At 70.2% G+C, this 14,362-nt stretch carries 11 protein-coding genes; 9 read left to right on the forward strand and 2 right to left on the reverse strand.

Annotated features, from left to right (window positions below; genetic code table 11):
• Nucleotides 1–107 precede the first annotated feature (107 nt).
• Nucleotides 108–1,298, forward strand: coding sequence for an ADP-forming succinate--CoA ligase subunit beta (gene sucC, locus AB3M90_RS02090; protein ID WP_412949644.1), 1,191 nt, complete (start codon nt 108–110; stop codon nt 1,296–1,298).
• 17 nt (nt 1,299–1,315) lie between these two features.
• Nucleotides 1,316–2,218 (forward strand): succinate--CoA ligase subunit alpha, encoded by a 903-nt coding sequence (sucD, locus tag AB3M90_RS02095; protein ID WP_412949646.1) that lies wholly within the window; start codon nt 1,316–1,318, stop codon nt 2,216–2,218.
• Nucleotides 2,219–2,389: 171 nt separating this feature from the next.
• Here the strand turns inward: sucD and AB3M90_RS02100 are convergent, their stop codons facing one another.
• Complete coding sequence (locus AB3M90_RS02100) at nt 2,390–2,917, reverse strand: hypothetical protein (protein WP_412949647.1); 528 nt, start codon at nt 2,915–2,917, stop codon at nt 2,390–2,392.
• 64 nt (nt 2,918–2,981) lie between these two features.
• Nucleotides 2,982–4,439, reverse strand: a complete 1,458-nt coding sequence (locus tag AB3M90_RS02105) for an NCS2 family permease (RefSeq protein ID WP_412949648.1) — start codon at nt 4,437–4,439, stop codon at nt 2,982–2,984.
• Between the two features lie 92 nt (nt 4,440–4,531).
• Between AB3M90_RS02105 and AB3M90_RS02110 the strand changes: the two genes are divergently transcribed.
• From AB3M90_RS02110 to AB3M90_RS02140, 7 genes are all read left to right on the forward strand, one after another.
• A complete protein-coding gene (locus tag AB3M90_RS02110; RefSeq protein ID WP_412949649.1) occupies nt 4,532–5,863 on the forward strand; it encodes a cell division protein PerM in 1,332 nt (443 codons plus the stop codon).
• Nucleotides 5,864–5,925: 62 nt separating this feature from the next.
• On the forward strand, nt 5,926–6,513 hold the full coding sequence (gene purN, locus AB3M90_RS02115; protein WP_412949650.1) for a phosphoribosylglycinamide formyltransferase: 588 nt from the start codon (nt 5,926–5,928) through the stop codon (nt 6,511–6,513).
• Between the two features lie 38 nt (nt 6,514–6,551).
• The gene (gene purH / locus AB3M90_RS02120) at nt 6,552–8,159 is read left to right on the forward strand and encodes a bifunctional phosphoribosylaminoimidazolecarboxamide formyltransferase/IMP cyclohydrolase (RefSeq protein ID WP_412949651.1); all 1,608 of its coding nucleotides are present in this window, start codon (nt 6,552–6,554) and stop codon (nt 8,157–8,159) included.
• 174 nt (nt 8,160–8,333) lie between these two features.
• Nucleotides 8,334–9,848: a DNA-3-methyladenine glycosylase 2 family protein gene (locus AB3M90_RS02125; RefSeq protein WP_412949652.1), complete on the forward strand. Its 1,515-nt coding sequence runs from the start codon at nt 8,334–8,336 to the stop codon at nt 9,846–9,848.
• Nucleotides 9,845–10,375, forward strand: coding sequence for a methylated-DNA--[protein]-cysteine S-methyltransferase (locus tag AB3M90_RS02130; protein ID WP_412949653.1), 531 nt, complete (start codon nt 9,845–9,847; stop codon nt 10,373–10,375). The genes AB3M90_RS02125 and AB3M90_RS02130 overlap by 4 nt, the downstream gene beginning before the upstream one ends.
• Nucleotides 10,376–10,595: 220 nt before the next feature.
• Nucleotides 10,596–12,548 carry an ABC transporter ATP-binding protein gene (locus AB3M90_RS02135; protein WP_412949654.1) on the forward strand — a complete coding sequence of 651 codons (1,953 nt, stop codon included), beginning with the start codon at nt 10,596–10,598 and terminating at the stop codon, nt 12,546–12,548.
• Nucleotides 12,545–14,359: an ABC transporter ATP-binding protein gene (locus AB3M90_RS02140; RefSeq protein ID WP_412949656.1), complete on the forward strand. Its 1,815-nt coding sequence runs from the start codon at nt 12,545–12,547 to the stop codon at nt 14,357–14,359. The genes AB3M90_RS02135 and AB3M90_RS02140 overlap by 4 nt, the downstream gene beginning before the upstream one ends.
• Nucleotides 14,360–14,362: the final 3 nt, after the last annotated feature.

Consider the following 14,362-nt stretch of genomic DNA (forward strand, 5'->3'; position numbering starts at 1 on the left):
GAAAGCCTAGGACAGGGCGGGCCCAGGGCGAGGTAGTAGGCTGGGGGACTGGTCGATGTCTCGACATCGAGAGAATTACCAGACAGCAGCCCAGTGAAGGAACCACAGTGGATCTGTACGAGTACCAGGCACGAGACGTTTTCGAGAAGTACGGAGTGCCGGTCCTCGCCGGCATCGTCGCCGACACCCCCGAAGAGGTGAGGGCGGCAGCCGAGAAGATCGGTGGTGTGGTCGTCGTCAAGGCCCAGGTGAAGACGGGTGGCCGCGGCAAGGCGGGCGGCGTCAAGGTCGCCAAGACGCCCGATGAGGCGTACGAGGCTGCGAAGGCGATCCTCGGCCTCGACATCAAGGGCCACGTGGTCAAGCGCGTCATGGTCGCGCAGGGTGCGCGCATCGCCGAGGAGTTCTACTTCTCCGTGCTGCTCGACCGCGCCAACCGCTCGTACCTGAGCCTGTGCTCGGTCGAGGGCGGCATGGAGATCGAAGAGCTCGCGGTCGAGCGCCCCGAGGCTCTGGCCCGCGTCGAGGTCAACCCGCTGACGGGGATCGACAAGGAGAAGGCCGTCGAGATCGCCCGCGCGGCGAAGTTCCCCGAAGACCTCGTCGAGAAGGTCTCCGACGTCTTCGTGAAGCTCTACGACGTCTACAAGGGCGAGGATGCCACGCTCGTCGAGGTCAACCCGCTGGTCCGCACCGAAGACGGCGACATCATCGCCCTCGACGGCAAGGTCACGCTCGACGACAACGCCTCCGAGATCCGCCACCCCGAGCACGAGGAGCTCGAGGACAAGGACGCGGCCGACCCGCTCGAGGCCAAGGCCAAGAAGTCGGGGCTCAACTACGTGAAGCTCGACGGCGAGGTCGGCATCATCGGCAACGGCGCCGGACTCGTCATGTCGACGCTCGACGTCGTGGCGTACGCGGGGGAGAAGCACAACGGCGTCAAGCCGGCCAACTTCCTCGACATCGGCGGCGGCGCCTCGGCCGAGGTCATGGCCAACGGCCTCGACGTCATCCTCGGCGACCCGCAGGTCAAGAGCGTGTTCGTCAACGTCTTCGGCGGCATCACCGCGTGCGACGCTGTCGCCAACGGCATCAAGGGCGCCCTCGAGACCCTCGGCGCCACGGCATCCAAGCCGCTGGTCGTCCGGCTCGACGGCAACCGTGTGGAGGAGGGCCGCGCGATCCTCGCGGAGTACGCGCACCCGCTCGTGACCCTGGCCGCCACGATGGACGAGGGCGCCGACAAGGCCGCCGAGCTCGCCAACGCTTCGACAAGCTCAGCGCGAGCGCTCTGACGAAAGGGACTAGAGAAATGTCGATCTACCTCAACAAGGACTCCAAGGTCATCGTCCAGGGCATCACCGGCGGCGAGGGCACCAAGCACACCGCGCTCATGCTGAAGGCCGGCACCCAGGTCGTCGGCGGCGTGAACGCCCGCAAGGCCGGCACCACGGTCTCGCACACCGACAAGGACGGCAACGGCGTCGAGCTGCCCGTCTTCGGCTCCGTCGCCGAGGCCATGAAGGAGACGGGCGCCGACGTGTCGATCGCCTTCGTCCCCGGCGCCTTCACGAAGGACGCGATGATCGAGGCCATCGACGCCGAGATCCCGCTGCTCGTCGTCATCACCGAGGGCGTGCCGGTCGGCGACTCGGCCGAGGCCTGGGCCTATGCCCAGAGCAAGGGGAACAAGACCCGCATCATCGGACCGAACTGCCCCGGCATCATCACGCCCGACGAGGCGCTCGTCGGCATCACGCCGGCGAACATCACGGGCAAGGGCCCGATCGGACTCGTCTCGAAGTCGGGCACCCTGACCTACCAGATGATGTTCGAGCTGCGCGACCTGGGCTTCTCGACCGCCATCGGCATCGGCGGCGACCCCGTCATCGGCACCACGCACATCGACGCGCTCGCCGCGTTCGAGGCCGACCCCGAGACCAAGGCGATCGTCATGATCGGCGAGATCGGCGGCGACGCCGAGGAGCGCGCAGCCGACTACATCAAGGCGAACGTCACCAAGCCGGTCGTCGGCTATGTGGCCGGCTTCACCGCTCCCGAGGGCAAGACGATGGGCCACGCCGGCGCCATCGTCTCAGGATCGGCGGGCACCGCTCAGGCGAAGAAGGAGGCCCTCGAGGCCGCGGGCGTCAAGGTCGGCAAGACGCCGTCCGAGACGGCCGCGCTGATGCGCGAAATCGTCGAATCGCTCTAGCCGACCGGTCACTGAGCGAGGAGCGCAGCGACGAGTCGAAGAGCGTCGAGGCGCTGTGACGCGTTAGGCTGTACGAGAAAGGCCCCGGGCTCCACCCCGGGGCCTTTCTCATGCGCGCGAACCGCTCGACTTCCGCGGCCATTCGCACCTTCTGCGGCCTCGCGGCGTCGGCTAGGCGGTCGATGACGGCTCGTGCGCCTGCACCCTGTGTCGGGTGAATCCCGGCAGACCGGCACCGTTCCCCGAGACGCCCACCTGGTTCACGGCTGCAAGGGCGAGGGCCCAGGCTCCCGTCGTGCACAGGGCGAGGAGCACGATGCTGAGGACCGCACCCGCGGCTGCCGAGGCTCGCGCGGCATCCGGCAGGGCGGAGTCGTCGGCGATGCCGACCAGCTGAGAGCACGAGACGATCGCGAGGACGACCAGGAGGGTCAGAACCAGGGCGGTCACCCGCAGCACGAGCTTTCGCCTGCGCATGGCGGCGCGGGACTGCACACGGAAGGTCAGAGTCTCGTAGCAGTGCGCGCAGCGCACATCCACCTCGCTCGGCGGACGGCCGTCGGGCGGTCTCCGCGCTCTCCATCTCTGTCGGCCGTACTCCCAGCTCAGCGTTCCCGGCGGAAGGTCGTCTTCCGTCCTGCCCCAGAAGTTCATCCGATGCAGCAGCGTGAATTCCTCTGCGTCTGCGGGATCGGTCACGCGACGAGCGTAAGACGAAGGGGGCGGATGCCGCAGCATCCGACCCCTCCTCTATACCGGGATATCAGGCGACGCCGAACAGTGCCTCGATCGGCCCTCGGGCGAAGAACAGCACGAAGCCGGCGGCGACGACCCACAGCAGCGGGCTGATGCGCTTCGCCTTGCCCGACAGCGCCTGGATCAGCACCCAGCTCACGAAACCGGCGCCGATGCCGTTCGCGATCGAGTAGGTCAGCGGCATCACCGTGACGGTCAGGAAGACCGGCAGCAGCACGCTGAAGTCCGACAGGTCGATGTACTTGATCTGCGCCATCATCATCGCGCCGACGATCACCAGCGCGGCGGCCGCGATCTCGGTCGGGACGATCGAGGTGAGCGGCGTGAGGAACATCGCCAGCAGGAACATCGCCCCGGTGATGACGTTCGCGAACCCGGTGCGCGCGCCTTCGCCGATGCCGGCACCCGACTCGATGAACACCGTGCTCGACGACGACGAGGTGCCGCCGCCGATGATCGCGCCGACTCCCTCGACGACCAGAGCCGACTTGATGCGCGGGAAGTCGCCCTTCTCGTCTGCCAGGTCGGCCTCCTTGGCGAGACCGGTCATGGTGCCCATCGCGTCGAAGAAGTTCGAGAAGACGAGAGTGAACACGATCATCACGATCGCGACGAGGCTGACCTTGCTCAGGTCGAAGCCGAAGTCCACGGCGCCGACGAGGCTCAGGTCGGGCAGGCTGAACGGCACGCCCGACAGCGCGGGGACGGTGAGGCCCCAGCCCCCGGCGTTGCCGTCGGCGGCCGCGCCGAGGTGCCAGATCGCTTCGACGATCACCGCCAGCACCGTGCCCGAGACGAGTCCGATGAGCAGGCCGCCCTTGACCTTCCGGGCGACGAGGATGCCGGTGATGACCAGCGTGACGATGAAGAGCACGGTCGGGACCGTGGCGACCGATCCGCCGACGCCCAGACCGACCGGCGGGGAGGCGGCGCCGGTCGCCGTGACGAAGCCGGAGTTCACGAAGCCGATGAACGCGATGAACAGGCCGATGCCGACGGTGATCGCGATCTTCAGCTGAAACGGAACGGCGTCGAAGATCATCTTCCGCAGCCCCGTGACGGCCAGGAGGACGATCACGGCGCCGTTGATCATGACGAGCGCCATCGCCTCGGGCCATGTGACCTGCCCGACCACCGAGAACGCGACGAACGCGTTGATCCCGAGGCCCGCGGCGAAGCCGAAGGGCAGCCGCGTGATGAGTCCGAAGAGGATCGTCATGACGCCGGCGGTGAGCGCCGTCGCGGCCCCGACGGCGCTGAAGTCGAGCGTGTTGCCGTCGACGTCGGCCGAGCCGGACAGGATGATCGGATTGAGGATCACGATGTAGGCCATGGTGACGAAGGTCACCAGCCCGCCTCGGATCTCGGTGCCGATCGTCGACCCGCGCCTGCTGATCTCGAAGAAGCGGTCCAGGGCGTTCGTGGGTGCGGCGGGCGCGGGCGTGCGCGTCGGGGCAGTAGTCATCGGGGGAACCTCCGGAGAAGACGCTATCGTGTCGTCCGCCCCGCGCGCGCCCCGAGAGGGCGAGCCCGATCCCGTCGTAGTCTCGATTCGATATGCAACGCCTCCTCGTCGCGCTCCTCGCCGCCTTCGACGCCGCCATCGCCGCGGCGGTCGGACTCGCCGTGCTGCTGGCACCGCTCACTCTGTTGTGGACGCTCGCCTTCGGCGTCACGGCCGACTGGGGCGCCCTCTGGCCGCTCACCGGCACCCTCTGGCAGTTCGGGCACGGCGTGCCGATCGAGGTCACCCTGCCCGACACGCTGCTGGTCGCTCTGGCGATCCCGGCCGACGCCGCCGGGTTCGTCGTCTCGATCACCCCGCTGGCCTTCCTGCTCTTCACCCTCCTCTTCGCCGCGCGCTCAGGCGGCCGGGCGGCGAGGGCCGACGCCTGGCTGACCGGAGCGCTGTCGGGCACCGCCGTGTTCGCGCTGATCTCCGTCGGTGTCGCCTTCAGCACCCGGCTCACGGCGGCGGAGACCCCGCTGCTGCCGGCGCTGATCCTGCCGCCGGCCGTGTACCTCGTGGGCGCCGTCTGCGGCAGCGTGCGCGCGGCGTGGGACGAGGGCGACGGCGGCATCGTCGATCGTCTGCACGATCTCCTCGACGCGCACGAGGGCTGGACCCCCGTCCCGGCCGCGATCGCGCGGGGCGCGGCCCTCGCCCTCGTCGCCGTGACCGGCGTCGCCGCCCTCGCGCTCGCGCTGATGGTCGCGGTGCGCGGGGGAGAGGTGGTCGCCCTCTTCCAGGCGGCGCGCGTCGACGCGCTCGGATCGACCGTGCTCACGCTGGGACAGCTCGCCTACCTCCCCACGCTCGTCGTGTGGACGGCATCGTGGCTCGCCGGACCGGGCTTCGCCGTGGGAACGGGCACCGCGGTGTCACCCGCGGGCACGCAGCTCGGCGTCGTCCCCGGCATCCCCGTCTTCGGCCTTCTGCCGGAGAACAGCTCGATCTGGATGCTGATCGTCGTGCTCCTCCCCATCGCCGCCGGAGCGTTCGCGGGGTGGGCGGTGCGCTCGCGTCTGGTCTGGGAGGGAACGCCCCTCGGCTTCGTCCCGCGGACGGTCATCGCCCTCGGCATGGGCGCGGTGACGGCCGGGGTCGCCGCACTCGCCGGCATCCTGGCGTCCGGGTCGATGGGACCCGGACGCCTGGCCGACGTCGGCCCGGCGCCGCTGCCGTTCGCGCTCGCCCTGGGCGGGGAGGTCCTGCTCGGCGCGGCGATCCTGCTCCTCTCGCCGCGCAACCGCGACGAGCTGGCCGAGGAGCGCACCGATCGGTGGGTCGCCGAGATGGCGGTGTCGCCGCTCGCCGACACCGCTCCTCTCGACGACCTCCGCAGTCCGGCGGAGCCCCGGCGGGACCCGTCTGACCGGTCGGACTGACCCCGGCGCCGGCGGCCCGAGCGCGGGCGGGAGGGCGCCGCCCACCCCGGTAGACTGGGCGCGTGCTCACGGTCGCCGTTCTCATCTCGGGCACCGGCTCGAACCTTCGCGCCCTCCTCGAGGCCGCTCGTCACCCCGATTTCCCGGCGCGGGTCGTGGTCGTCGGCGCCGACCGCGAAGCCGACGGGCTCGCCCACGCCGAGGAGTTCGGCATCCCCAGCTTCACCGTCCCGTGGCACGAGCACGACAGCCGCGAGGCCTGGGGTGAGGAGCTCGGTCGTCAGCTCGCCGTGTGGACCCCCGACCTCGTCGTCCTCAGCGGGCTCATGCGCCTGCTGCCGCCTTCGCTGGTCGCGCAGTACTCTCCGCGCCTCATCAACACGCATCCGGCCTTCCTGCCCGAGTTCCCCGGCGCCCACGGCGTGCGCGACGCCCTCGCCGCCGGCGTGAGCGAGACCGGCGCGAGCGTGATCGTCGTCGACGACGGGGTCGACACCGGTCCCGTCCTCGCCCAGGAGCGCGTGCCCGTGCTGCCCGGCGACACCGAGCACAGTCTGCACGAGCGCATCAAACCCGTCGAGCGCCGTCTGCTCATCGAGGTCGTCCGCGGCATCGCGACCGGCGAGCTGTCGCTGACGACCACCCCCTGAACCGCCCGAACCGAACGTCTCGCACGAAGGAGCCCATCATGGCCGGCCCCCGCCACGACCCCTCGCTCTACCGCCATCGCGACAGCGTGCCGATCCGTCGCGCTCTCGTCTCGGTCAGCGACAAGACCGACCTGCTCATGCTCGCCGAGGCGCTCGCCGCCGCCGGTGTCGAGATCGTCTCGACCGGTTCGACCGCCGCGACGATCCGCGACGCGGGCTTCGAGGTGACCGACGTCGCCGCCGTGACCGGCGTCGCCGAGATGCTCGACGGCCGGGTGAAGACCCTGCACCCGAAGGTGCACGGTGCGGTTCTCGCCGACCTGCGGCTCGAAGAGCACGAGCGGCAGCTCGCCGAGCTGGGAATCGAGCCGTTCGAGCTCGTGGTGGTAAACCTTTACCCGTTCGTCGAGACGGTCGCCTCGGGCGCCGAGGGCGACGACGTGGTCGAGCAGATCGACATCGGCGGACCGGCGATGGTGCGCGCAGCGGCGAAGAACCACGCCAACGTCGCCATCGTCGTCTCGCCGCAGTCGTATCCGGCCGTCGTCGCCGCGATCGCCGACGGGGGCACGTCGCTGTCGCAGCGGCGCGAACTGGCGGCGCGGGCCTTCGCGCACACGGCCGCCTACGACACCGCCGTCGCCCAGTGGTTCGCCGAGGGCACCATGACCGACCCGGACGACCTGCCCGAGCACCTGACGATCCAGGCCGAGCGTCTGGCGACCCTGCGCTACGGCGAGAACTCTCACCAGCGCGGCGCGATCTACACCCGCGCGGGCGGCCACGGCATCGCGCAGGCCCGGCAGCTGCAGGGCAAGGAGATGTCGTACAACAACTACGTCGATGCGGATGCCGCGCTGCGCGCCGCCTACGACATGGTCAAGCCCGCCGTCGCGATCATCAAGCACGCCAACCCGTGCGGCATCGCCACGACGGCGCCGAACGCCCTCGACCCCATCGCCAGCGCGCACCTGCGCGCGCACGAATGCGACCCGGTGTCGGCCTACGGCGGCGTCATCGCCGCGAACGGCACGGTCACCCTGAAGATGGCCGAGAACCTCAAGGACATCTTCACCGAGGTGATCGTGGCGCCCTCGTTCGAGCCCGCGGCCCTCGAGGTGTTCAAGGCCAAGAAGAACCTGCGTCTGCTGCAGCTGCCCGAGGACTGGCAGCAGGAGCGCATGGACGTGCGCCTCGTGTCGGGCGGGCTGCTCCTGCAGGACGCCGACCGGTTCCCCGACGACATCGTGTCGGTCGCCAAGGACTGGGAGCTGGTGTCGGGCGAACGGCCGAGCGATGCGGAGATGGAGAACCTCATCTTCGCCTGGAAGGCGTGCCGCGCAGTGAAGTCGAACGCCATCGTGCTGGCGAAGGACAACGCGACCGTCGGCGTGGGCATGGGCCAGGTCAACCGGGTCGACTCGTGTCGGCTCGCGGTCGAGCGCGCGGGAGATCGCGCGGCCGGGTCGGTCGCGGCATCCGATGCCTTCTTCCCCTTCGCCGATGGGCCCCAGGTGCTCATCGACGCCGGCATCTCGGCCATCGTGCAGCCGGGCGGCTCGGTGCGCGACGACGAGGTCGTGGATGCCGCGCGAAAGGCCGGCGTCACGATGTTCTTCACGGGCGAGCGTCACTTCTTCCACTGAGCGCAGCGCCTCCCTTCGCCGCTCTTCGCCGAGACCCCGCTTTCGCGTCGAGACCCCCGCCTGCTGACGTCAGCAGGCGGGGGTCTCGGCGGTATCGCGGGGTCTCGGCGGCGGCGCCACCGCGATGTCCGATTCCCGCCAGTCGATGTCGGCGGGCCGTGACAGAGTGGGGGCATGAGCTTCCCGCTGACCGACTTCGACGAACGGTATCGCGCGATCAACGCGCGCGACACGCGCTTCGACGGGCAGTTCGTGACGGCGGTGCGCTCCACCGGCATCTACTGCCGTCCGAGCTGCCCTGCACGCACGCCGAAACCCGAGAACGTGACGTTCTACCCGACCAGCGCCGCGGCGCACGAGGCCGGGTACCGCGCGTGCAAGCGCTGCCTGCCGGAGGCTGCGCCGGGGTCGCCGGCATGGAACGTGCGGGGTGACACGGCCGCCCGCGCCATGCGCCTCATCTCGTCGGGCGTGGTCGAGCGCGAGGGGGTGCCCGGACTCGCCGCGCGGCTCGGGTACTCGTCGCGTCACCTCACGCGACTGCTCGGCGCCGAGCTGGGTGCAGGACCGCTGGCCCTCGCCCGAGCGCATCGCGCCCACACCGCGCGGATGCTGCTCGTGGGCACCGACCTGCCGGTCGCCGACGTGGCGTTCTCGGCCGGCTTCGCCAGCATCCGGCAGTGCAACGACACGATCCGCGAGGTGTTCGGTCTCGCCCCGGGTGAGCTTCGGGCGCGCCGTCGAGGCGGCATCATCGAGGCCGCGCCGGGCACGATCGAGCTCGTGCTGCCCTATCGCGGGCCCTTCGATGCGGCCGGCGTCTTCGCCTGGATGGCGGTCCGCGCGCTGCCGGGCGTCGAAGAGGCCACCGAGACCTCGTTCTCCCGTCATCTGCGGATGGCCGGCGGGCCCGCCTGGTTCGAGGTCCGGCACGACCCGGGCGGACGGCTGCGTCTCCGGGCTCGGGTCGCCCAGCTCGGCGACCTCGCGCCTCTCGTCGCCACCGTGCGCCGTATCTTCGACCTCGACGCCGACCCGATCGCCGTCGACGAGGCCCTCGCCGCGCACCCCGAGCTCGCGCCGCTGGTCGCACGCACCCCGGGCATCCGCGTGCCCGGATCGGCCGACCCGCACGAGATGCTCATCCGCGCGATGGTGGGTCAGCAGATCACGGTCGCCGCAGCGCGCACGGCGCTGAGCACGCTCGCCGCGGCACTGGGCGAACGGGTCGACGACGGGTCGGGCGACCCCGCGACGGAGAACCGCCTGTTCCCGACCATGCGCGCGATCGCCGATCACGGCGCCGACGTGCTCCGCGGGCCGGCGGCGCGGATCCGGGCCATCACGGGCGCCGCCGCGGCGCTCGCCGACGGCTCGCTGCGGCTCACGATCGGCGACGACGGGGCGGAGCAGCGCGCAGCCCTCCTGACGATGCCGGGGATCGGGCCCTGGACGGCCGACTACGTGCGCATGCGCGTGCTCGGCGACCCCGACGTGCTGTTGCCGGGCGACGTGGCGCTGCGCGCCGGCGCCGCGGCATCCGGCATCCCGGCGGACCCCCGCGGACTCACCGCCTGGGCGCAGCGCGCGGCACCCTGGCGCAGCTATCTCAGTGCGCACCTCTGGCGCGCGGCACCGGTCCGACCGGTCCGCGCCGCTCGTTCCGCACTCGCGAAGGAGACCTCATGACCGCCCTCATCCAGACCATCGACACCCCCGACGGCGCCTTCACGATCCTGGCCGACGACGAACAGCGCGTCCTCGCATCCGGCTGGTCGCCCGATCACGAGACGATCATGGGCCGACTGCCCGTCGCGACGCGGCCCGTCTCGGTGCGCGAGGGGGAGACGGATGCCGCGGCGGCGGCGCTCGCCTACTACGCCGGCGACCCCACGGCCATCGACGGCGTCGCGGTGAAGCAGACCGGCACCGCTCTGCAGCTCACGGGATGGGCGGCGCTCAGGGCGATCGATCCTGGCGATCCCCTCACCTACACCTCTTTCGCCGCGCGGCTGGGGAACCCACGGGCGGTCCGGGCGGCGGCATCCATCTGTGCGCGCAACGCCCCGGCGCTCTTCGTTCCCTGCCATCGCGTGCTGCGCAGCGACGGCACGCTCGGCGGTTTCGCGTGGGGACTCGCCGTCAAGCAGAGTCTCCTGACCCGAGAGGCGGCCGCACGGGAAGAGCTCTTGCGTTCAGCTGGTTCCCAGGAATAGGCTGGTGGGCTGTCGCGTCAATCGAGCGACATCGCCGAGCCCGAGGAGGACACCATGATCAGCATCGCCACCGCGCGGATCACCGCTCTCGGCTCGACCCCGGCGGATCTGCGCTCCTAGCGCCGCCTCACGCTCGCACCGGATGCCGGACTCGACGAGTCCGTCTGCGCATCCGCATCCCCCATCGCATTCGCCTTCCCTACGAAACTGTCTGAGAGACATGTCCTCCTCGCCCTCATCGCAGAGCTCTTCTTCGTCGTCCCTGTCCACGCCCGCCGCGCTGTGGCGCCTCAAGCCGTTCGTACGGCCCGTCATCTGGCGGCTCGCGGGCGGAGCCGCGAGCGCGCTCGCCGCGGCGGTCATCGCGCTGATGATCCCCATCGTGCTCGAGCAGATCATCGCCGGGCCCGTCCGCACCGGAGACTTCAGCGTCATCCTGTGGGGCGCCCTGGCCGTGTTCGCCCTCGGTCTCGGCGAGGCGCTCATGGTGTGGCTGCGCCGTCAGTTCGTCCTCAACCCGGCCACCGAGGTCGAATACCAGATGCGCACCACGCTGTACGCGCGACTTCAGACGCTTCCGGTCGCCTTCCACGACCGGTGGCAGTCCGGGCAGCTGCTCAGCCGGATGATGCAGGACATCGGGCTCATCCGCCGGTGGCTGGCCTTCGGCCTCGTGCTGCTCGTCGTCAACCTGCTCACCATCGTCATCGGCGCGGTGCTGCTGTTCGGCTGGCACTGGCTGCTGGGAACGATCTTCCTGGTGACCGCCGTCCCGCTGTGGATCCGCGGCTACCTGTTCGAGAAGCGCTACGGCGCCCTGACCCGCCGCAGCCAGGACCAGGCGGGCGACCTCGCCACCAGCGTCGAGGAGAGCGTGCACGGCATCCGGGTGCTCAAGGCGTTCGGCCGCGGCAAGCACGCTCTGAGCCGGTTCAGCCGCCAGGCCGAGACGCTGCGGGAGACCGAGATGAGCAAGGCCGGCGCGATCGCGTCGATCTGGTTCTGGCTCGACCTGATGCCGCAGATCGCCTTCGGCCTGAGCCTCATGTCGGGCATCTGGCTGATCTCGCAGGGCGCGATCGATCTGCCCGAGCTGTTCGCGTTCTTCGCGATGGCCACGGTCCTGCGCTGGCCGATCGAGTCGATCGGCTTCCTGTTCTCGTTCATGCTCGACGCGCGCACGGCCACCGACCGCGTGTTCGACATCTTCTCCGAGACGAACACCATCACCGACCCCGAGAATCCGGTCCAGATTGACAGCCCGCGCGGCGAGCTCGTGTTCGAGGGCGCACGCTTCCGCTACCAGGACGCGGGTGCCCACGAGCGCGACCTGCTCGACGGCATCGACCTGGCACTGCGCCCCGGCGAGACGATGGCGCTGGTCGGCCTCACCGGAAGCGGCAAGACGACTCTCACCACCCTTCCGGCGCGACTGTACGACGTCACCGGCGGGCGCGTCACCCTCGACGGGGTCGACGTGCGCGACCTCACGCTCGCCGAGCTCCGTCGGCACGTGGCCATGGCGTTCGAAGACGCCACGCTCTTCTCGGCGTCGGTCCGCGAGAACGTGCTGCTGGGTCGTGCCGACCTCGCCCTCGACGGCGACGAGGCCGAGCGGGTGCTGCGCGAAGCGCTCGACGTCGCTCAGGCGGGTTTCGTCGACACGCTCCCGGAGGGTGTCGAGACGATCATCGGCGAAGAGGGACTCAGCCTGTCGGGCGGCCAGCGTCAGCGCCTCGCCCTCGCCCGCGCCGTCGCCGCGAAGCCGAAGGTCCTCGTGCTCGACGACCCCCTGTCGGCCCTCGACGTCGACACCGAGGCCCTGGTCGAAGAGGCGCTTCGTCATGTGCTGGCCGACACCACGGCCCTGATCGTGGCGCATCGTCCGTCGACGGTCGCGCTCGCCGACCGCGTCGCACTGCTCGAAGCCGGACGGATCACCGCGGTGGGAACGCACAGCGAGCTGCTGCGCACCAGCCGTCACTACCGTTACGTCATCTCGAGCCTCGAGGCGGAGGAAGCGGCCCGCACCGGAGCGATCCCCATCATCCGCGACGCGGCCGACGAGGTCGAGGCCGAGGTCAGAGCGGGGGTCCGCGACGACGCCGCCGACCACGAGGCTCCCGCCCCTCCCGCGACGCCAGGAGGACAGATGAAGGAGGTGCGGCGATGAGCTCTGCGATCACCGGAACCCAGGACGAGGACCGCTCCCGGTACACCGCCGAGGAGAGCAGGGCGATCCGTCGCCGCTCGCTGCGGCTGCTCGGATCGCTCGTGCGCCCGCTGCGGCCGCAGGTCGTGCTCGCAGCCCTGGTGCTCATCGTGTCGACCGGTCTGCAGGTGTCGGGGCCGATCCTCATCAGCATCGGACTCGACCGCGCGCTGCCCGCGGTGCTCGAGCGCGCCGACTGGATGCCGACCTTCATGATCGGGGGCGTCTATCTGGTCGCCGGGCTCCTCGCCGCCGTCCTGATCGCGTGGTACGTCATCATCGCCGCGCGCCTGACCCAGGCGGTGCTGCTCGATCTGCGCAAGCGGATCTTCCTGCACACCCAGCGCCTGAGTCTCGAGTTCCACGAGTCGTACACCTCGGGTCGGATCATCTCGCGGCAGACCAGCGACCTCGACTCGATCAAGGAACTGCTCGACGGCGGACTCAACGAGCTCGTCTCGGGTGTGCTCTTCGGCCTGTTCACCTTCATCGCGCTGTGCATCTGGGACTGGCAGTCGGGGATCATCCTCGCGCTCGCCGGCGTCCCCCTGTTCCTGCTGATGCGCTGGTTCTACTCGCGGTCCCAGCTGGTCTACCGCGAGTCGCGCGTGATCAGCGCCAAGGTGATCGTGCAGTTCGTCGAGACGATGACCGGCATCCGTGCGGTGAAGGCGTTCCGCAAGGAGCCGCGCAACGATGTCGCGTTCCAGCAGGTCGCCGGCGAGTACCGCGACGTGAACCGGCGCTCGATGCTGTTGTTCGGAACGTTCGAGCCCGGCCTCATGGGCGTCGCCGCCCTCACGCTCGGACTGGTCGTGCTCTGGGGCGGAGTCCGCGTCTCGGCGGGTGCTCTCAGCGTCGGCGTGCTCCTGTCGGCCGTGCTGTACGTGCGGAACTTCTTCGCGCCCATGCAGGAGATCGCGATGTTCCTCAACTCCTACCAGTCGGCCACGGCCGCACTGGAGAAGGTCTCCGGCGTGCTCGAGGAGGTGCCGACCGTTCCCGACCCCGAGAAGCCGGTCGACCTGTGGGAGTCGCGGGGGCACGTGCGTTTCGACGACGTCACCTTCGGCTACAACGGCGAGAAGACGATCCTCCCGGACTTCTCGCTCGACATCCCCGCCGGTCAGACGATCGCCCTCGTCGGGACGACCGGGGCCGGCAAGTCGACGCTCGCGAAGCTCATCTCGCGGTTCTACGACCCGACAGCGGGCCGGGTGACCCTCGACGGCGTGGATCTGCGCTCGCTGCACCCGAAGGACCTGCGCCGCGCGATCGTCATGGTCACGCAGGAGGCCTACCTCTTCAGCGGAACGGTCGCCGACAACATCGCGCTCGGAAGGCCGGACGCGACTCTCGACGAGATCCGTGCGGCAGCGCGCGCCGTCGGGGCCGACGAGTTCATCTCGTCTCTGCCCGACGGCTACGGCACCGACGTGAACAAGCGCGGCGGCCGGGTGTCGGCGGGGCAGCGTCAGCTGATCTCGTTCGCCCGGGCGTTCCTCGCCGACCCGGCGGTGCTCATCCTCGACGAAGCCACGGCGTCTCTCGACATCCCGTCGGAGCGGCTGATCCAGGAGGCGCTGCAGACGCTGCTCAAGGACCGCACGGCCGTCATCATCGCGCACCGCCTGTCGACGGTCGCGATCGCCGACCGGGTGCTGGTCATGGAGCACGGACGGATCATCGAGGACGACACCCCCGAGGCGTTGATCGGAGGCACCGGCAAGTTCGCCCAGTTGCACGCGGCGTGGCAGGAGACCCTCGTCTAGGCC

The sequence above is a fragment of the Microbacterium martis genome (assembly GCF_047246685.1).
Lineage (GTDB): Bacteria > Actinomycetota > Actinomycetes > Actinomycetales > Microbacteriaceae > Microbacterium.